Annotated in this window: 15 protein-coding genes; 10 read left to right on the forward strand and 5 right to left on the reverse strand. The window is 41.2% G+C overall.

Features of this window, described 5'->3' with window-relative positions; translation table 11 throughout:
- Positions 1-120: 120 nt before the first annotated feature.
- Positions 121-678, reverse strand: a complete 558-nt coding sequence (locus AA0Y26_RS01350; RefSeq protein ID WP_413364488.1) for a GNAT family N-acetyltransferase — start codon at positions 676-678, stop codon at positions 121-123.
- 238 nt (positions 679-916) lie between these two features.
- Here AA0Y26_RS01350 and AA0Y26_RS01355 point away from each other — a divergent pair, with 238 nt between their 5' ends.
- Positions 917-2,998 (forward strand): beta-propeller domain-containing protein, encoded by a 2,082-nt coding sequence (locus tag AA0Y26_RS01355; RefSeq protein ID WP_413364489.1) that lies wholly within the window; start codon positions 917-919, stop codon positions 2,996-2,998.
- 171 nt (positions 2,999-3,169) lie between these two features.
- Here AA0Y26_RS01355 and AA0Y26_RS01360 read toward each other — a convergent pair whose 3' ends face one another.
- Positions 3,170-4,582 (reverse strand): polysaccharide deacetylase family protein, encoded by a 1,413-nt coding sequence (locus AA0Y26_RS01360; RefSeq protein WP_413364490.1) that lies wholly within the window; start codon positions 4,580-4,582, stop codon positions 3,170-3,172.
- 117 nt (positions 4,583-4,699) lie between these two features.
- Between AA0Y26_RS01360 and AA0Y26_RS01365 the strand changes: the two genes are divergently transcribed.
- Together AA0Y26_RS01365 and AA0Y26_RS01370 are read left to right on the forward strand one after the other, a co-directional pair.
- The gene (locus AA0Y26_RS01365) at positions 4,700-5,446 is read left to right on the forward strand and encodes a threonine/serine exporter family protein (RefSeq protein ID WP_413364491.1); all 747 of its coding nucleotides are present in this window, start codon (positions 4,700-4,702) and stop codon (positions 5,444-5,446) included.
- A 15-nt stretch (positions 5,447-5,461) separates the two neighbouring features.
- A complete protein-coding gene (locus tag AA0Y26_RS01370; protein ID WP_413364492.1) occupies positions 5,462-5,950 on the forward strand; it encodes a threonine/serine exporter family protein in 489 nt (162 codons plus the stop codon).
- A 169-nt stretch (positions 5,951-6,119) separates the two neighbouring features.
- Here the strand turns inward: AA0Y26_RS01370 and AA0Y26_RS01375 are convergent, their stop codons facing one another.
- Entirely contained in the window at positions 6,120-8,132 is a 2,013-nt protein-coding gene (locus AA0Y26_RS01375; protein ID WP_413364493.1) for an EAL domain-containing protein, read from the reverse strand.
- Positions 8,133-8,849: 717 nt separating this feature from the next.
- On the opposite strand from AA0Y26_RS01375, the gene AA0Y26_RS01380 reads away from it, so the two are divergent.
- From AA0Y26_RS01380 to AA0Y26_RS01395, 4 genes are all read left to right on the forward strand, one after another.
- Positions 8,850-10,565, forward strand: a complete 1,716-nt coding sequence (locus tag AA0Y26_RS01380) for an ABC transporter ATP-binding protein (RefSeq protein ID WP_413364494.1) — start codon at positions 8,850-8,852, stop codon at positions 10,563-10,565.
- A 1-nt stretch (position 10,566) separates the two neighbouring features.
- Entirely contained in the window at positions 10,567-12,402 is a 1,836-nt protein-coding gene (locus tag AA0Y26_RS01385) for an ABC transporter ATP-binding protein (protein WP_413364495.1), read from the forward strand.
- A gap of 168 nt (positions 12,403-12,570) precedes the next feature.
- Positions 12,571-13,443, forward strand: a complete 873-nt coding sequence (locus AA0Y26_RS01390; RefSeq protein WP_413364496.1) for a GNAT family N-acetyltransferase — start codon at positions 12,571-12,573, stop codon at positions 13,441-13,443.
- Positions 13,444-13,661: 218 nt separating this feature from the next.
- On the forward strand, positions 13,662-13,787 hold the full coding sequence (locus AA0Y26_RS01395) for a hypothetical protein (RefSeq protein ID WP_413364497.1): 126 nt from the start codon (positions 13,662-13,664) through the stop codon (positions 13,785-13,787).
- 37 nt (positions 13,788-13,824) lie between these two features.
- Here the strand turns inward: AA0Y26_RS01395 and helD are convergent, their stop codons facing one another.
- Positions 13,825-16,050: an RNA polymerase recycling motor HelD gene (gene helD / locus AA0Y26_RS01400; RefSeq protein ID WP_413364498.1), complete on the reverse strand. Its 2,226-nt coding sequence runs from the start codon at positions 16,048-16,050 to the stop codon at positions 13,825-13,827.
- Positions 16,051-16,258: 208 nt separating this feature from the next.
- On the opposite strand from helD, the gene AA0Y26_RS01405 reads away from it, so the two are divergent.
- The gene (locus AA0Y26_RS01405; protein ID WP_413364499.1) at positions 16,259-16,471 is read left to right on the forward strand and encodes a hypothetical protein; all 213 of its coding nucleotides are present in this window, start codon (positions 16,259-16,261) and stop codon (positions 16,469-16,471) included.
- Positions 16,472-16,515: 44 nt separating this feature from the next.
- Here the strand turns inward: AA0Y26_RS01405 and AA0Y26_RS01410 are convergent, their stop codons facing one another.
- Complete coding sequence (locus AA0Y26_RS01410) at positions 16,516-17,535, reverse strand: DUF2804 domain-containing protein (RefSeq protein WP_413364500.1); 1,020 nt, start codon at positions 17,533-17,535, stop codon at positions 16,516-16,518.
- A 387-nt stretch (positions 17,536-17,922) separates the two neighbouring features.
- Here AA0Y26_RS01410 and AA0Y26_RS01415 point away from each other — a divergent pair, with 387 nt between their 5' ends.
- Together AA0Y26_RS01415 and AA0Y26_RS01420 are read left to right on the forward strand one after the other, a co-directional pair.
- Complete coding sequence (locus AA0Y26_RS01415) at positions 17,923-18,450, forward strand: amidase domain-containing protein (RefSeq protein WP_413368001.1); 528 nt, start codon at positions 17,923-17,925, stop codon at positions 18,448-18,450.
- 197 nt (positions 18,451-18,647) lie between these two features.
- Positions 18,648-19,220 carry a nitroreductase gene (locus AA0Y26_RS01420; RefSeq protein WP_413364501.1) on the forward strand — a complete coding sequence of 191 codons (573 nt, stop codon included), beginning with the start codon at positions 18,648-18,650 and terminating at the stop codon, positions 19,218-19,220.
- The last annotated feature ends 56 nt before the right edge of the window (positions 19,221-19,276 follow it).

Below are 19,276 nucleotides of genomic sequence, written 5' to 3' on the forward strand. Positions count from 1 at the left end.
AAAGAAAGTTTACTGCAAAAAGGAAAAGAGGTCCTGCGCCGTATAGGCAAGCAGGTCTCTTTTTTAGTTACTCATATAAAATGAACTTATTCATTTCCCGTTCTATTGCGGGAAGAGGGTTTATACATGCGTGTTGTATTTTAAGACGTATTCCTCTTCTAAAATAGAAAAATAATATTGGTCTGTCCATTGCCCATGCCACATTAACTCTTTTCTAAAAATGCCTTCTCTTGTCATACCGATGTGCTCCATCAGAGAGGAAGAAGGTATATTGTTAGCATTGCACATACCGACGACCTTATGGGCATTCAGCCCTTCGAAACCCCACTTTAAAAGGAGCTTTGCTGCTTTCCGTCCATAGCCTTTGCCGCTGTATTCAGGAAGTACGGCAAAGCCGATTTCCCAACTCCCTCTAAAATCGATATAACTCCAAATTTGAGCAAGGCCGATTTGTTCAATACGCTTATCCTGCTGTAAACAGATGATAAAGTCATGATTTTGTGTCTTCTCTTCATTTGCTATCCGCTGCATGTATTTCTTTTGTACAGCGTTTACATCTGTTTCAACGGACTCCTCATAATGCCATAAAGCTTGATCGCATTCGAGCCGACAGAGGAAGTCCAGATCATCATTTGAGATTTTTGATAAAAATAAATTGCCAATTGCTAATTCCAACATAATCATCCTTTAAAATTCATTTTAGTTTACAGATCAAGTAATGAATGGGCTTGGGCCGGCAAAGGTTTTTTCGTGATAAGTAATTTTTTAGATGGGTACCCTACATAACAAAAGCACCTTCTGCCCGGATCGCTTGTTAGAGATATTCAGATGCTGTATTCATCTTACAAAAAGTAAACAGAAAAATGTAACTTTTTTTCTCAGCACAAGTCTACTGTAAAAAGGAGGAAGAATGAAAATGAAGGTAACAGGAAAAGTAAAAATCAGCGGACTAATGTTAATAGCGATAGTATTTTTGTGTGGGATTGCCTATGTATTCACTCCGCAGCCTCATGTATACGCATCGACCACAATTTTTGAGGATCAGGATTTTTATGCAGACTTTGATACACCACTCAAAAAAGCGAGTATTACTAATGGCAGTATTTATGTGGTAAATGAGAAGGGTGAAAAAGTGAGTGCGGCATTTTCTCTTAAGGAGAAAAACAAAGTACTTGTCATCCAGGACTTATCTGAAGGCATATATACTCTTCATGTAGAGAAGACAGCATTTAAGAAAAAGCCCCAATCCGATATGAAGCTTCAATTTTCAGTAGTAAAAGAATTACAGGCGATTCAATCACAACAAGATTTAAGGGATTATTTTAATGTTTTATTGAATGAACAGCGAAACCTTCCTGGAGAGATGGAAGCAGAAAAAAATGAATCTTTTACGAGTGAGGATACGGCGGGCTCTCATTCTGGTACCAACAATCAAGTAGATGGTATTGAAGAAGGAGATATCGCTGTTACAGATGGAAAGCATATTTACTCCATTCACGAGCAAAGTATCTTTATTACGGACGCCAAAAAGATGGAAGTAATAGGTAAAATTGACATCCCGGAAACTTATCCATCAAAGCTCCTTTTACATGAAGGGAAGCTGCTTGTATTTTACGATAAATACGTTGAAGAAAAAGCAAGACGAGGGTATTATGGCGGAACGAGCATGACACAGGTAGCGATATATGATATGTCAAATGCTTCAAAGCCACAGCTTATTCGAGAAGTGGGCCAGGAAGGGCATGCTGTTGGAATTCGAGAATATAAGGATGTTTTATATATCGTAACAAACAACAGTCCGAATTATTGGTTGTTGCGGGAGGAGAAGAATCTTGATCTGAGGCCTAGGTTATATGATTCGAATGAGGAGGCATTAACACGTGCGCCCCTCGATAGTATTCACATTTTTCCGGGAAGCAGAGAGGCAAATTATGTTATCGTTTCGGCGCTTGATTTGAAAAATGATAAAACAAGTGAATTTATGGCTGAAACATTTGTAGGTGCCGGGTCATCATTATATATGTCAGAGGAAGCGATCTACATGGCAGCCCCAACATACTCTTCTATGGGAACGTTGGAGGATTCGATGGGAAAAATATCAATTATGCCGATGTGGGACAATGATACAGAGTTATATAAATTCACGATTAGTGGTACATCTGTGAAAATGACGGCCCGTGCAACGATTGAAGGGGCACTTGTTAACCAATTTTCAATGGATGAGTATAATGGATATTTCCGTGTCGCTACTACAACAGGGCAAGCATCGATGAGGGAAGCGAACTCAAACAATCATCTTTTCATTCTCGATAAAAATTTAAAAGAGGTTGGAAAGCTGACAGATTTGGCACGGGGGGAAAAGATTTACTCTGTACGTTTCATGGGCGAGAAGGCATATATCGTAACGTTCAAGGAGACGGATCCGCTCTTTGTCATCGATGTGGCCAATCCCGAAAAGCCGAAAGTGCTGGGTGAATTAAAGATTCCAGGCTTTAGTAATTACCTCCATCCGCTCGATGAGAACCACCTTATTGGAATCGGGTATGATACAAAAGTGGAAACAGATGCATATACAAAGCAGCCGGTTGTTTATACAATGGGAATGAAAGTATCGCTATTCGATGTAAGTAATGTTTCAAAACCAAAAGAAGTAGATAATGAAATAATTGGCGGGCGAGGAACATATTCAGATGTCCAGCATGACCATAAAGCCCTGTATCGCGACAAGGAGAATGGTTATTATGGTTTCCCGATTGTGCTTTATAAAGAACAACAGTATAAGGGATCTGGTGCTCTTGTTTACCGAATTACACCTAGCGGCATTGATCTTGCAGGAGATATGATTATAAAGGCACAAGGCGAACAGTATGAGGACTGGAATACAATAGTGCAGCGTTTACTGTATGTCGATGACACAATGTATGCCGTCACTCCTTCTAAAATTGATGCCTATCATAGAACAACGTTTGAAAAGCTGAAGACAATAAAACTGAAATAAAGAAAACGCCATCTCCAGATGAAACAGTGGAGATGGCATTTTTAACTTCAAATAATAAAAGCGGATTGGTAGAAATCATTAATTGGGCTTTTGGTCAATCATATAGTACAAACCCTTCCACTATCTACAATCTACTTAAAGAGTTTGTATCCTTTCTCTTTACGGGAATAGTTAACGGTAGGGCAGTATTTCGCTCACCGTAACAAACTCATACCCTTCTTTCGATAGGAAATCAAGGACAGCAGGAAGCGCATCGGCGGTTGACTGGTGGATGTCATGCATTAGAATAATCGCATTATTATGCATATGCTGCTTCACCTGTGCAATTAGCTTCTCTGCATTTTTATGCTTCCAATCAAGGGTATCAATTGACCAAAGGACGCTATCTTTTGGAATCTTTTGATTAATTGCTTCATTCGTCGCACCATAAGGAGGACGAAATACAGTTGCTTCTTGGCCAGTTGCATCAAAAATTGCTTTTTCGGTCGTAGTAAATTCTTGCATAATTTGAGCTTCTGTTAATTTAGGCAGAATAGGGTGGCTCCATGTATGATTGCCGAGTTCATGGCCATTATTCTTCACTTTAAGGGCAATATCTGGGTACTGTTGAACACGGCTGCCGAGCATAAAGAAAGTAGCCTTTGCCTTATACTTTTCTAAACATTGCAAAATTTGAAGAGTGACTTGCGGGTGCGGCCCATCATCGAAGGTGAGAGCTACACGCTTCTTTTGATCCTCTGCCTGTCCGCCAGGTGCTTTCTCTGCCTCTATCATCTGAGTTTGAAACTCCGAAGCAAGAAGGGGATTTAAAAACGACAGGGAGATATTGATAGAAATAGGTCCATCTTCAGCCGGTGCGATTGTCCCTTCATCAAAGTAAATTAAAAGGTCATCGTTATGGACAGCGAACTGGTCAAACAGAATCCAGCGAGGTTCTGTTGCAAGGTCCACTTTTTCTTTCTGAATTGTTTTCTGTAGGGAAGGACTCGTTTTTAATCGTGCACGTACATGATTAGCGAATGTCTCCAAGCTTTTCGTATCTTCCCCCAGCAATGTACGGATGTCTAAAATTTTGCCGGCCTCCATGTCGTAGAAGACGGTTTTTATTTTTGTTTTTATTTCTTCAGTATTTTTGGAAATACGTTCTGTAAACACAAAAGAAAAATATTTATTATCGTGCTGATATGTATCAAACTGTATAGTAAGCCCATCGGAACGCGTAGTGTTGCTGTCTTTATTTTTGTCCTTGTGCATATCATTTATATAAGCCCTTTTTGAAGCTTGTATGTATTCTTCGATTATACTATTGAATTTTTCATCCTCTATTTGTGGATACTGGATGGAAAAGGGTACTTTGTAGTCATTGGATATGTCAGAAATAATATGAATTCCCGGGAAAGTTGAATTCTCCTTTGTTATGGTCGAATCGATCAGGGGCTCTGCAGCAGTTATCTGGGACTTGGGAAACCCATTTTCATCATCTGAGACGAGGAAAAGAATAATAAGGCTAAGCAAGGTTAGTATTGAAGTAATCAATGTAAGGTCAATCCAAGGTCCGCGCTTTTTTCTAGGTGTATGTTCCATGATGTGTGCGCTCCTTTCTATATACTGTAAATATTCATGGAAGTTTTTAAAAAGAAGTTGAGGTTTTTTCATTTATTCGTTAAGATGTGTCTATTCAAAAGGAGGTTCCATTTCCACATGAGTATATATGATAATGAACTGGCGATTGACTGTATTTTGCTTGCAGGTCGCATTATGATGGAAAGCGGTGCCGAAACATACCGAGTGGAAGACACGATGCTTCGAATGGCGCATTCCCAAAATATGGAGAACTCACAAAGCTATGTGACGCCAACGGGGATTATTTTCTCCCTCGGAAGGACCCAGCCTACTAGAATCACATCCATTTCTACAAGGGTCACAGACTTGCATAAAATAGCACTTGTAAATAATGTATCTAGAAAACTTACATCTCACATCATAACATTAGAACAAGCTTATGACGAGTTACAGAAGATACAAAAAACTAATTATTTTTTGCCAATTTTACTTCAAGTATTGGCAGCCTCTATTGCCAGCAGCTGCTTCATCATATTATTTAATGGCTCTTGGCTAGATGTGCCGGCAGTATTTGTAGCCGGCGGTGTTGGCTTGTATGTTGTAACCATTGTTCATGCAAAGACAAGGGTAAAATTCTTCTCGGAATTTTTGGCAGCGCTGGTAATAGGAATCATCGCTTTCTTAGCGGTGAAATTTGAAGTTGGACAAGATTTAGACCGCATTATTATTGGGGGTGTCATGCCTCTTGTACCTGGCTTACTTATGACAAATGCAGTCCGTGATTTAATGGCAGGACATTTTATGGCAGGTATAGGAAAAGGTGTAGAAGCATTTCTGACAGCCTTTGCGATAGGTGCGGGAATCGCACTCGTGCTGTCTTTTTAAGGAGGGGACGTCATTTTGGAGATTTTTATACAGTTAGGGCTTAGCTTTGTGGCAACAGCTTGTTTTGGCGTCATTTTCAATGCACCAATAAAGGCAATTCCGTGGTGTGGTATTGTAGGAGCATTAGGGTGGACTATTTATTCCTTGTTATCGCAGAATGGTGTATACGAAGTACATGCCTCGTTTTTAGGCGCATTTGTCGTCGCAATCGTAGCGCATATCTATGCTAGAAGCTTTCGTGTGCCAATGATTGTATTCAGTGTTTCAGGGATCATCCCGCTTGTACCTGGTGGAATTGCTTATAATGCAATGCGTCATATTGTCGAAGTAGACTATTTAACAGGAATGGAATATGGCATGCGTGCCTTTTTGATTTCAGGGGCCATTGCGATGGGGCTCGTTTTTGCTGAAGTCATGATGCAGCTTATGTTCCGTTTTATGAACAGAGGACGTACATCTATTCAATCATTCGTCAAAGAAAAGAAAGCGACAAAGTTAAAATAAGAAAACCCGCCGCATCGTTAAAAGATGAGCGGGTTTATTTTATTACGAACTTACGGAAGTAAATATTGTTAGCTTTCCAGCCAGATGCAGGAAACAGCATATTGGTAACGTAAGCGTTACCAAATAATGAGACAGTTTTAGTCTACAGCTCGAAATCTAATGTTCTGTTTTAATTTCCGCCATATAGATGTTCGATTTCCTTTGCCTCTACTGGTCTGCTGATATAGTAACCTTGAACGCTATCACAGCCGTAATTTTTCAGCAAATCCTTTTGTTCTTCTGTTTCAACGCCCTCAGCCAATACTGTTAAATTCATTGACTTTCCGAATTTTACCATTCCGTCGATTAAACGCTGTGTTTTTTCGGATTTCAATAAGGAGCTAATAAATGTTTGGTCAATTTTTAAGATTTCAATTGGCAGCAGCTGCATGTAGCGGAAAGAAGCATATCCTGTACCGAAGTCATCTAGCGCAAAGATGATGCCTTCATTTTCAAGCTGACGCATTTGCTTAATAATGGATGTTTCTGCTTCTGCCTCTAACGCAAACTTCTCTGTGATTTCGATTTGAAGTAAGCTAGGTGGACAATTTGTTCTCGCCAGCGTATCCAAAATCGACTTCGCCATATTTTTGTCCCGGAACTCACGTACAGAAGAGTTAATGCTTACTTTTAAGTTAATACCAGCATTACGCCATTCTACTGCCTGCTCACACGCACGTTCCAACATGAAGGAACCGATACGATTGATTAAGCCGGTTTCTTCAGCGACAGGGATGAGTTCGTCAGGTGAAACAACGCCAATTTCTTCATCCTCCCAGCGGACGAGTGCTTCTACGGCAGTTAATTTACCCGTTTTCAAATCCAGCTGCGGCTGATATAGAACCTTTAAGTTCTTCTGATCTAAAGCTAAAAGAAGACGTTTCTCAATAACTGCTTTGCGGTTGAGCGCTTTATGTGTTGTCTTCGATAAGGAAACGATACTGTCCCCCCCAGCTTCACGTACAGAAGCGATTGTTGCGATAGAAGCCTTCATCAGCTGTGTAAATGTCGATTGATCTTCTGGATAACGTGTAATGCCTCCACTTACCGAAAGTGGGACAGCAACATTGTTATTATAGACCGGATGCTGTTGCAGATACGTCAGGAATCCTTGAGTAAACCATTCAGGTAACGGCGTAATAACAACAAATTCATGCTCATTAATACGTGCCATTGTACTATCCTGGAAGTACATTTTCATACGTTTCGTAAATTCCACGATTAGTCCGCTCTCTACTTCACTATCGTGCAGGTCTTTTAATGTATAGAATTTATCGATACTTAAGTAAACAAAAGAGAAGTGGCGTTTTGCCTCAATCATTTCATTGATGATTTTTTCAAGACGATGGATATTCATCAAGCCTGTTTCAGTATCGATATAAGCGATTTTTTCAAGCTGAAGTTGGATTGTTTTATCTTTTGTAATGTCTTTTTCTATAAGAGTAAAACGAGACTTCTCTCTTGTCAGTCCAAGCGTAGGAATAGCAGTCAAATGTACCCAATAGGATTGACCATCTTTCGTTGACTTCTCGACTTCTCCCTGCCATATATGCCCGTTATTAATTGTTCTCCAAATAGTTTGGGTAAGCCGCGCACTTTCCTCCGTTTCCGGGAACAGCTTCCAAAATGTTTTGCCAAGCACCCGTTTTGGTGTCCAATGACTTGCTTTCAAAAATTGTTGATTACAGTTAATAATGAATCCTTCATAATCTAGCGTTACGGTCATAAAAGAAGACTGGATGCCATTTTGAAGATTAATTAGTTCCTGCTGATTATCATCTGCTGCCACGATATCCTGTTGAGGAATCGTCATGACAAAGATGGCCTGTTCTTCATTGTATAGACAAATTCTTGTCAGCAGAGCAGCATCAATAAGCTCATCTTCCTTTGATAGTAATTGAAGATGGTTGAATTGAATGGATTGATCACTAGTGAAAATTGCCTCCTGCATATCTTCGGGTAATGAAGCAAATAGATTATCTCTTATAGAACTTTTTGTGAAATCATCGGCCTCATAACCAAAATAATGGCGACTTAAGGCGCTCCATTTCAATACATTACCATTTTGATTTATGATAAAAGATGGGAAAGGAGTCTGCTCTAATAGTTCGTTACTCATTTGGTACATTTGTAGTGGACTCATGAATAATATCTCCTTGATTTGTAAATGTATAAGAATATTATAGGTAATATCAGTCTCATAGTCACTATTAATCTGATATTAATATTTTGATAGTAATATGAATAAGGACTTTTATCATTACTTCCGAAAAAAAAGAAGAAAAGATATTAAAATGGTAATAAGAAAATTCTCACCTAATAAGGGAGTAGGACATGCTCTTCTTTTTCTACTATGAGTGTTTTTCCACATCTAATGGAAAGAATGTCATACGAATATTAGGATAAAAGTTTTGGTTTTTGTTTCATTATATTAGGGAATAAAGTTGTGGTAATACTTTTAAATTTCAGAGTAGTGAGTCCTTGGAATTGATAGGCATACCTTTCATACTACATCTGCCTCTATTGATTTCGGTTAAAAAATACAAATTTTTAGTACATAATTCGGAAATATTGCATCATAAATAGGTGCAGGTTCACAAAAAAATAGAAAATAAAGACGAAATATACATAGTAAATGAATTAGCAATAAATTTGGAAAGAGCTAAGGCGAGACAGTATTTTTTGTATATCAAAAATATGCTATCGTTTTATAGAGAACATCAAGGTATGTAACACAATCGTCATATTCAATAAGGCGTCTATGCACTTCTTTTTTAAACATGGCGTTCAAAAATACTGAATATTATGTCATAATAGAAAAAAAGTTCGAGTCTCGAATTAATTGATGGGAGATGCTTTCGTGAGGGTAGTTTTTTCTTATGTAAAACCTTACAAATGGCCGGCAGTCATTGCACTTATGCTAATGTTTATTGAGCTGTTTGTAGAGCTTGTGCAACCGCTCATCATTGCCAAAATTATTAATGATGGCATTTTGCAGAGTGACAGCTCGGTTATTTGGCTATGGGGGCTAGCCATGCTTTTATTATCTTTCCTTGCTTTAGGAGCAGGGATTACAAATTCTTATTTCAGCTCTCATGTAGCTCAAAGTTTTGGCTTTGATTTGCGTAATGCTTTATTTCGTAAAATCCAGTCATTTACGATGGCCACCTATTTGAAATTCCCAACCTCTAGTCTTATTACACGCCTGACTAGTGATATTACCCAAGTGCAGAACGTATTATTCATGAGTTTACGGATCATGCTGCGCGCTCCTCTTGCTGTAATAGGAAGTATCATTATGGCACTTCTAGTGAATGCAAAAATGGCAGTATTTTTATTGGTAGGTGCCCCTTTTCTATTAATATTCCTTATTATAATGGTCAAAAAAGGAATTACATATTTTTCAGTAGTTCAAGCCCGGCTTGACCGCGTAAACCGTGTCCTGCAGGAAAGTCTGCAGGCAATTCGGCTTGTAAAAGCTTACATGCGAGGGCAGTATGAGGCGAGCCGCTTCCAAAAGGTCGCATCCAACTTGCAGGTAGATACGGTCAAGGCCCTTCGTATTATGGAGCTTATTATGCCGGTGCTGCTTGCTGTTATGAATCTGAGTTTGCTTGTTGTGTTATGGTTCGGTTCTGCTGAGGTGCGAAATGGAGATGCCCAGGTAGGGGATCTAGTCGCCGTAGTAAACTATGCAATGCGCATGACAGGTGCTTTCTCAATGTTTGCTTTTATTATTATTGCCTTTGCTCGTGCAAAAGCATCAGCAGAGCGGATGGAAGACATCCTCCTTATTACCGAGGGGACGGAAGACCGGGCAGGCGTTCGGGAAATCGATGAAGAAAAAATTGGTACCCTTGCGTTTCGGAATGTGACATTCCGCTATCCCGACACGAATGTGGATGTATTATCTAACGTGTCATTTCATGTAGCACAAGGGGAGAAGCTCGCTATTATGGGTGCTACAGGAGCAGGGAAGTCTACCTTATTAAGTTTAATCCCCCGCTTTTATGATGTGTCGGAGGGTGAAATATATGTAAATGGACGTAATGTGCAGTCGTGGGATCTCGATATGTTACGGGAGATGATCGGCTTTGTTCCACAGCAATCTATGCTGTTTACAGGTTCTATCTTTAATAATTTGAGATGGGGTAAACAAAATGCGGTCTTGGGGGAAGTGCAGGCTGCAGCAGCACAGGCTCAAATCCATAGTGCGGTAGAAAGCTTTCCAGATGCCTACGAAACAAAGGTTGGTCAAAAGGGCGTCAATCTGTCTGGTGGTCAGAAACAGCGTTTATCAATCGCAAGGGCACTTATCCGTAAATCACATATTTTGATTTTGGACGATAGTACATCTGCACTTGATGTGAAGACAGAAGCCGCTTTATGGGCTGCCCTTGCGGAGGAAGAGGCGACAATGCTTGTTGTGACCCAAAAGGTTCGAACAGCCCGCGATGCAGACCGTATTTTACTGCTTGATGAAGGTCGGGTAGTAGGATTTGGCACGCATGAAGAGCTGCTCAGTCACAGCGAGCTTTATAAAAACATAGCCGCTTCGCAGCAGGAGGTGGAGTAATATGAAATCCTTACAAAATCCGTTTGGCTATGAACGTATTCTGAAAAAAGAGGACTTGGGATCGGGGAAGAAGCAGAAAGGAGATCGTGCGGCAAATTGGAAATATACACTTACGCGTATATGGCAAATTGTTGATGAGCAGCGTTCACTTCTTGTGCTTGTCTTCATTATGGTGATTGCAAGTTCTATTTTATCGCTTGCTGGTCCGTTTTTAGTAGGTAGAATTATTGATGAATATGTTGTACCCGGAGAGTATAGTGGAATGACTGTTATTATTATAGCGCTGGTTGTCGTCTATATTGTATTATCCATTTCATTATTTCTACAGAATTACTGGATGATCGGTATTGCGCAGGCTACTATTTACCGAATGCGTACAGGTGTATTTGCGAAACTGCTGCACTTACCGGTAACTTACTTTGATAAACGCCAGCATGGAGAGTTAATGAGCCGAGCTACAAATGACATTGAAACAGTGAGCTCTACATTAAACAGTGCATTTATTCAAGTAGCCTCAAGTGTTCTTACCTTGACCGGTACAATGCTGGTCATGCTATATTTGAGCCCTTTACTGACAGTGCTGACGATGACGATTATTCCACTTATGTTTATGGCTATGCGCTGGATTACACGGCGTACGGGCAAGCTGTTCAAGGAGCAGCAGGCAGCTGTTGGTACGTTAAACGGGATGATTGAAGAAACGATTTCCGGCCAGCGTGTAGTCAAAGCCTTTTCACAAGAGCAGCGGGTGATTGAGGAATTTGAGGAGAAAAGCGGAAGGCTCCGTACGGTTGGATTTTGGGCGCTGTCCTATTCAGGATATATTCCGAAAGTGATGAATGCTCTTAACAATATGAGTTTTGCTATTGTAGCCGGTATCGGCGGCCTGCTTGCGTTGAACGGCTATGTGACAATCGGTACGATTGTCATCTTTACGGAGTATGCACGCCAGTTTACGAGACCGTTGAATGATTTGGCAAACCAGTTTAATACAGTTCTTTCAGCTATCGCAGGGGCAGAGCGTGTATTCGCGATTATGGATGAACCTGATGAGGAAGATAAAGGGATACGGGATATTAAGCTGCAAGGTGCTGTTGCATTTCGTAATGTGTCATTTAAGTATAATCCTGAAGCTGAAAAGGATACACTTCATGATGTGGACTTTGCCATTCAGCCAGGTCAGACAGTAGCACTAGTAGGACCTACAGGGGCTGGGAAGACAACGATCATGCAGCTGATTGCACGTTTTTATGATGTAAGAAGCGGTACTGTAGAGTTTGACGGGCGCGATGTCCGAACAATTGCGAGGGAAACACTCCGCAGCCAAATGGCATTTGTGCTGCAGGATCCATTCTTGTTTGAGGCGAGTGTATATGACAATATTCGTTACGGTAAATTGGATGCATCGAACGAGGAAATAGTGGAGGCAGCTAAAAAAGCGAATGCTCATGATTTCATTATGAAATTACCTGAAGGATACAATACGGTGCTGTCTGCGGATGGCGGCGAGATCTCGCAGGGACAGAAGCAGCTGCTCTCTATTGCAAGAGCACTCGTGGCTGATCCTGTCATTCTCTTATTAGATGAAGCGACAAGTTCGATTGATACGGTAACGGAAATGAAAATTCAAGAGGCGCTTGAGGTGTTGATGAAGGGAAGAACAAGCTTTGTAATTGCTCACCGGTTGAATACCGTCCGAAATGCAGATGTTGTCCTTGTGATGCAGCAAGGACAATTGGTTGAATCGGGAATGCAGGAGGAACTAATAGCCTGCGGCGGTATTTATGCGGGCATGCTGCGAGCAGGAAAAGATATTGATGCATTATTAGATAGATAAAGAAGGGGCCGCTCTGAAAAGGGTGGCTTTTTTCATAAATTAATGAATGAATAACTAAAATACTTCAATAAATGAAGGCTGGCTATGAATAAATCATTCAAACCATGGATTGCATAATGTGAGTCGTTCCTCTAAAATAAGAACATCATTTTACAAGGAGTTCGGTTTATGAATTTTTCATTTATGACGGTGTCGTTCCCGGTTGATGGGGAAACATACAATGAAATGAAGGCGCTTTGTGAAGAAGTGCATCATGCGGATGGGGTACATTATGAATCAATTTTAAACTTGCCGACTGCCCAAAACAGTGAAGTAACAGGTTTTTTCATTCTCGTTTACAATGATGAGGATGACCGGCTGGTTGGATTGGCAAGCGCAATCGATCTGCTAGGATTAAACACGTTTGAATGGTCAATCGTTGTATCTCCGATGTATCGCCGTATTGGAATAGGAGATGCCATCTATCATGTCCTGCGTGAAGGGCTTGAGGTTCGTGGTGCTGAAGGGGAGCTCGCCTTGATGATGGAAGGCGTGGAAAGTGGTCTCGTTTTTCTGGAAAAACGGGGATATGTTTATAGCTTTTCCGAGGCGACAATGGAGGCGCGTGCGGAACAGGTGGAAAGTCGGCCAGGCCTGACAATTCGCCCATTTGCTTCAAAGGATACTGAAGCGCTGGTAGGTATATTTAGTGAGGCATTCGGTGATATGCGTGAAGAAGCGCTTGAATTAATACATTTCAATACGACTACAGAAGGACTTGTGCTATGGGTGGCAGAAGAGTCTGGAAAGATTGCCGGTACGGTGACGACAAGGAAAGAAGGGGAAGCTCAGTGGATCACGGCATTTGCAGTTCACCCTGAATCTGGGGGTCGAGGGATCGGTACGGCAATTTTACACTTCGTGAAGCAGCTCGCATTTCAAAATGGAGAAAAGCATGTTCTGCTTGATGTAGAACTGGAGAACAATCGAGCATTGGCTGTATATGAGAAGGCGGGCTTTAGCAAGGCAGCCCAAGTAGATTATTTTGCATACGGTGGATAAGCGTTATAATCTCTCAATAGTTTGTTGAAATAGAGAAATATCCTCTTTTTTATCTTACTATGTAAATTGAATCTATTATTTAAAGAGGCTAGAGTTTTTTATTTGCATGTGTATTGGTGTCTGAGAGTGGATAAGGAGAGAATTTATCGACATCCCAGGGCGAGAAAGCATATGAGGCGCTACTCCTGCATATACTTCTACTAAAGGAGATGATATGTATGCGTATGCCAGCATTGCCAAAGGATAAATCCGAGCCAAAACGTTCCTACATTCAGCTATTAAAAGAAAAGCTCTTTAAATCAAAGAAGAAGCAGCCATTCATTAAAGTGCCAGAACGTAAATAAGCTACCCTGATATCGATATCAGGGTAGCTTTTTTGATTTATAGTAAAAAGGTAGTCTTATTCGGACCGATCAAATAGAGTTCATGCATGGCCCGTGTGAGAGCGACATAGAGCAGTTTTCTATCAACAGGATGGTCGTAAAAAGGAGGATCGAACGCGGCAATCATGACAGCATCGAACTCCAGCCCTTTAGCAAGATGACTTGGTACGACGAGCAGCTTGGACTGATCGAGTAATGCGGTCTCATCTAGCAGCTCGGCTTCAACTCCAGCTTTTATGAGTGCAGCGGTAAATTTTTTTGCTTCGCTTGTCGTTTTTGTAATCAGTGCAATCGAACGGTGGCCAGATGACCTAATAGTATGATAGGTTTCCGATACAATTTTTTCGTCAAATACAGGACAGGGGATGAAGGCCGGCTCTTTCCCGTGGCGTACCACCGGCTCGACCAATGGTAAATCTTCATCCATTTTCTCTAATATCTTATTAGCAACATCCATGATCTCAATTGTTGTACGATAGCTCTTTTGTAAGGTAGTGTAAGTAGCACGCGGGAACAGCTTGAGCACCGACTCCCATTCAGTAAGGGAACGGTAGCTGTGGATGCCTTGTGCCAAATCGCCTACCATCGTGAACATATCCGTTTCCAGGCCGGTTTTTAATGCTGCCAGTTGGAATAGGGAGTAATCCTGTGCCTCATCGATGAAGACAACGCGCATTTTCCACTTCTCCGGAATTCCCTTGATACGGGCGTGTAAATAATAAAGTGCTGCCAAATCCTCAAGTGCCCAAGCTTCCTTGCGGTGCACGGCGAGGAATGTTTCGATTTGCTCCAGGGACGATTCGGGAGCCACTTCACATAGGAGCATACGGTTTGTTATAAGGTCACGATACATTGCTTTAATCTTTACCTTTTCAAATTTCCGCATATAGATAGTGGCTGTAGATTTTACTTCCTGTTTAATCTTCGGAATGCGATCATCGCGCTCGTCAATATATTTCGTAACGATACGGCGGCGCTTTGCATCATCTCGAATGCCATTCAATGCCCGGCCGATTATTTCCTCGTACTTTGCGTTTAATGTACTCAATACGGCAGCTGTCTTCCGTTTTACCTCTGTTTGAATAACTTTCTTAATCCGTTCCAGTCGTTTCTCAATAGGCATATAGGCGAATTCGACGAGGAATAGCTTTTTCAGGTGGGAAGCCCGCATGATACGGTATTTTTCAATAAACACATCCTCAAAAAGCGAAGCCAGCTTCTGTTCATGCATTGCAACATAACGGTCCATCATATCTCGATAAAGAAGAGAGCCCTTTATTTGCGGGATGTTGAAGTGAGGAATTATACCTGTATGATTTTCAATAATGCTTTCCAGTTGTTCGTTTGGATTTTGCAGCTTTAATTTCACGTTAAGCGCATTCTGTACATATTCAGCATAAGTCGTCTGGCAGATTCGATCTACTCCTAACTCCGGCAGTACATCCCCGATATATTCGATGAACAGTTTGTTAGGTGCCAGGATCATCAGCTGCTCGGGCTTGAAATGTTCCCCCATTGTATAGAGGAAATAGGAAATGCGATGAAGGGCAATAGTTGTTTTACCTGAACCAGCTGCCCCCTGCACAAGGATTGGCTGACGAAGGTGAGCACGTATAATTTCATTCTGCTCTTTCTGAATGGTGGAGACAATCTCGGTGAGGCGGACATCAGCTTTTCCTTCAAGTGCTTCCTGAAGAAGCTCGTCGTTTGTCGTCAGATCCACATCCCGGTAATCGAGCAATTGTCCGGATTCGATTTTATATTGCCGCTTCGCAAAGAGGTGGCCTGTCTGCTCTTCCTCCCTAACCTGATAGGTTAAATCACCAAGACGTCCATCGTAATAAACATTTGCGACAGGGGAACGCCAGTCAACGATGATTGGCTCATGTGTATCCCGGTGAAAAAGAGAAGTTTTCCCGATATAAAGCAGTTCCTCTGGCTCTCCTTCCCGCTGAAAATGGATGCGTGCAAAATAAGGCTTATTCATAACGGCCTCTAATGCCTCTTTCTGTGTTCTGGCCATTTCAAAAAAGCGCGAGTTTGTTAAGATATTCAAATAGCTATCACTTGAATCGATATATTCTAAGTTTGCCATGGCTGACCGGATTTTCTCCTGGGAAGATTGCAGATCCCTTTCTGATTCGGTCAGCAGTATATTCATATATTCTTTTGTGCTATCCAATCTTGCTGCTTCTTTTTGATATTCTGCATTTGGTTGAGTCATTGCGTTTCCCTCCTGTCGCTAGATCAGTTATAATTTGGCATTCCCGGTTTTATGCGTTTATAGAAGGGTGGAGTGAGGTACAGCGGCATGATCCAAACTTTCTCTCCAAGCGATCCCTCCTGAAATATATGACTTACCGGTAGTTTTCATTTTTTCGCAGTTATTTTCACCTAAAGCCGCATTTCTCCTGTAGAGGGAGAGACTTCTATTGGAAAAAGGCAAATTAGAGTTTCATACTACTGTATATGGTATGATGAATTCAAGAACGTATTTTAAAAATAGGAGTAGGGGTGGCGAATTGATGATCAATTTCATCATATCGATTGTCATTGCACTTAGCGTAATTTTGCTTATTGGACTGGCTATGGGAATAGCAGTCTTTAACCGTGAAGCCATAGAAAAAGGAGGAAGGAAATCATAACAAGATTTTCTTCCTCTTTTGCTATAGGGACAGGGTAATGATTCTTACCACTTCGCGGTATGTTCCTCTATACAGCCGAGCATCTGTCTAACCTGCAGGCTGCTGTTCTCCAATCGGATTCGTCCATTATAATAACCAATCATTTGATGTACTTCCGAACGAATAAGTTTCGCATCCGTTTTTGCAACCCGCTCGAAAAACGGTGTGAAGGTTAGTTCAACCATTTCACTGAATTTAGTTTTGACTGTCCAGGGCTCCATAAAATTTTGTTGATTGTATTCAAATAGAACGTCCTCATGAATCTTAATCATCGTCCCATCGATAAATACGGCATTTTCCGTCATGCCTGTGCCATCTGTCCATTTCCCGCCAAAGTTCAACCCAATTCGGCGTCCGCGGAGGCGCTGGCTGGCCATGGCCCAGTTCCATACAGCCTCTCGGGGCCATACCCCTCTACCATAATCCAGCACAGCAAAGCTCTCTTCCTCATTGAAAATATAGCGGCGATCACCGATTTTTACTACCCCTGTCGTTGGAAGGGTATGGTGCTTCGCTGTAAATTGGAACATTTGGCGATTCCAAGGGACGACGACATTGAGTGAATCATCATCGGCTGGATGATGAATCGTTAGTTCAGCGTGAAGACGTTCCCCATCAAAATCATTACTAATGACGGATAGATGTGTATCACCATTTAAATAAGTAATATTGATATGCATTTCACTGTTTTCAAATTTTACTGTTTCCAATACTTGGGCAGGCATTTTCACCTTTGTACCTAAAGGAATAGTAATTGTTTTTTCAAAATAGCGCTGTGTTTCATATTCGAGGAAGTAGACGAAGCAAACAGCAGCATAATCAAGATGACTGATTGTTGCAGAAAATAAAATATCTTCCCCGTATACGCACCAATAATTCCACTTCTTTTTGCGCATAAAATGGCCACTTAAATTACAGTCAATAAGAGGCTTCCGCGCAAAGCCGATTGCCTCAGGATTTAAATTTCCCTTCCTATCACAAAGTGGCGTTGTCTCGAGTATTTCCTTTTCTGCATGTTGCTTCATATCACCATCTCCTCTTATGACCTTCTCTTTACTTCATATTGTAACAAATGATCCGCAGAATTGTGTGTCTCAAACATTCCAATTTATCAATTATATTCCAAAGTAGCTTTCTTTACTTGTTCCCTTTCTAAAAAGGCGGGAAAGCCTCTGCCAAATCATGAGGTCTGGTCAGAGCTATTGAAAAGGAGCCGGCATTCCCTAAAGCTAATCGGCCCAGGTTCTATCTGATAACACATGAAGCTTGTTCCTTACACCATACCAACGAGCTGTAATTGATTAAATGTAGCATATTTATCTGGGAAGAGGTATATTGCTTTTTAAATTTATGAAATATTTGGAAAATGCAAGGCATATAAAAGGATAAGAAAGAAAAAGGAGGAAGAAAGAATTCCTACTTACAACCGAAATGCGGCGGTAGAATATGCAAAGAAATGGTGGGATGGCCGAAATCCAAATTATCCATCATTCGCAGTGGATTGCACGAATTTTATCTCGCAGTGCCTATTTGCAGGCGGGGCGCCCATGAGAGGGGCTCCTGATCGTGGAAAAGGCTGGTGGATCACAGGTGGCTGGAAAAGTGGCAGCGGTAATCATTATGTGAGTGAAACATGGAGCTACAGCTGGTCTGTTTCCCATAGTTTAAGATGGTATTTGGAAACTTCTAAATCGGGGCTGACAGCAAAGCAGACAGCCTCTGTCTCTGATTTGCAAATCGGTGATGTCATTTTTTATGATTTTCAAGGAAACGGTGTTATCGATCATAGCACCATCGTTACAAGTATCAGAAATGGGATTCCGTATGTGCATGCCCATACAAATGATAGTCAAAATCGTCATTACGAGTATAAAAATTCGGGGGCATACACACCGAATATTAAATACTATTTCTATAAAATCGATGATGTATTTTCATGAAAAAAATGGAAAGGTACTATCTAGTCCGTATCTGAATCAGGTGAAATTATAGGCGTTTGCAGAGGAACTGATACCGAATGAGTAGACGAGAATGATATTTTAAAATTTCTGTAATTATGATAAGGTTGGTTGGAGGAAAAGTGAATCTGTTTGCTTGCAATAACTTACTTTCTAAACCTTAAGGAGAGATTCTGGAAATGAATGAACAATCGCTATCTGTAAGAGAAGCGGTCATCGGTCGACGTTCTATTAAATTATTTAATGGCCAGCCTGTAGACCGGGAAGATCTGCTGAATATTATTAATGACGCTGTATGGGCGCCTAATCACGGCAATCGTGAACCATGGCGTTTAGTCGTGGCATGTGGGCCAGAGCTGGAAAAGCTTCATGAACTGCTGTGTGATCTTGCTATTCCGCGCTGGAAGGAGCTTTCTTCAGAAGAGTTGTCGAACCAAATGAAAAAGTTTACTTTACCGGGAGCATATGTGTTTGTCATTGTACCGGAGGACGCTCGACAAAAGGAGCGCCTGGAAGATTACGGAGCAGCTGCAAGCTTCCTGCAGAATGTTCAACTTCTTGCGTGGGATAAAGGTATCGGTTCCTGCTGGAAGACACCTGGCTTCCTTGATGTACCGAAGTTCCGAGAGGCCATGAAGGTAGGGCCGGGAGAGAGAGTGATCTCCATGCTGCAGCTTGGTTATTTTGATGAGCTCCCAAAAGGAAAAGAACGCAAAACATCGGAAGAAATAGTAACGATTTTCGGTGAATAAAATAAAGTGGAATCCGCTTGCTTTTTGCAGGCACACAGGCTGACTGCCTAGCAGAA

This window comes from Lysinibacillus canaveralius, from assembly GCF_047301505.1.
Classification (GTDB): domain Bacteria; phylum Bacillota; class Bacilli; order Bacillales_A; family Planococcaceae; genus Lysinibacillus_B.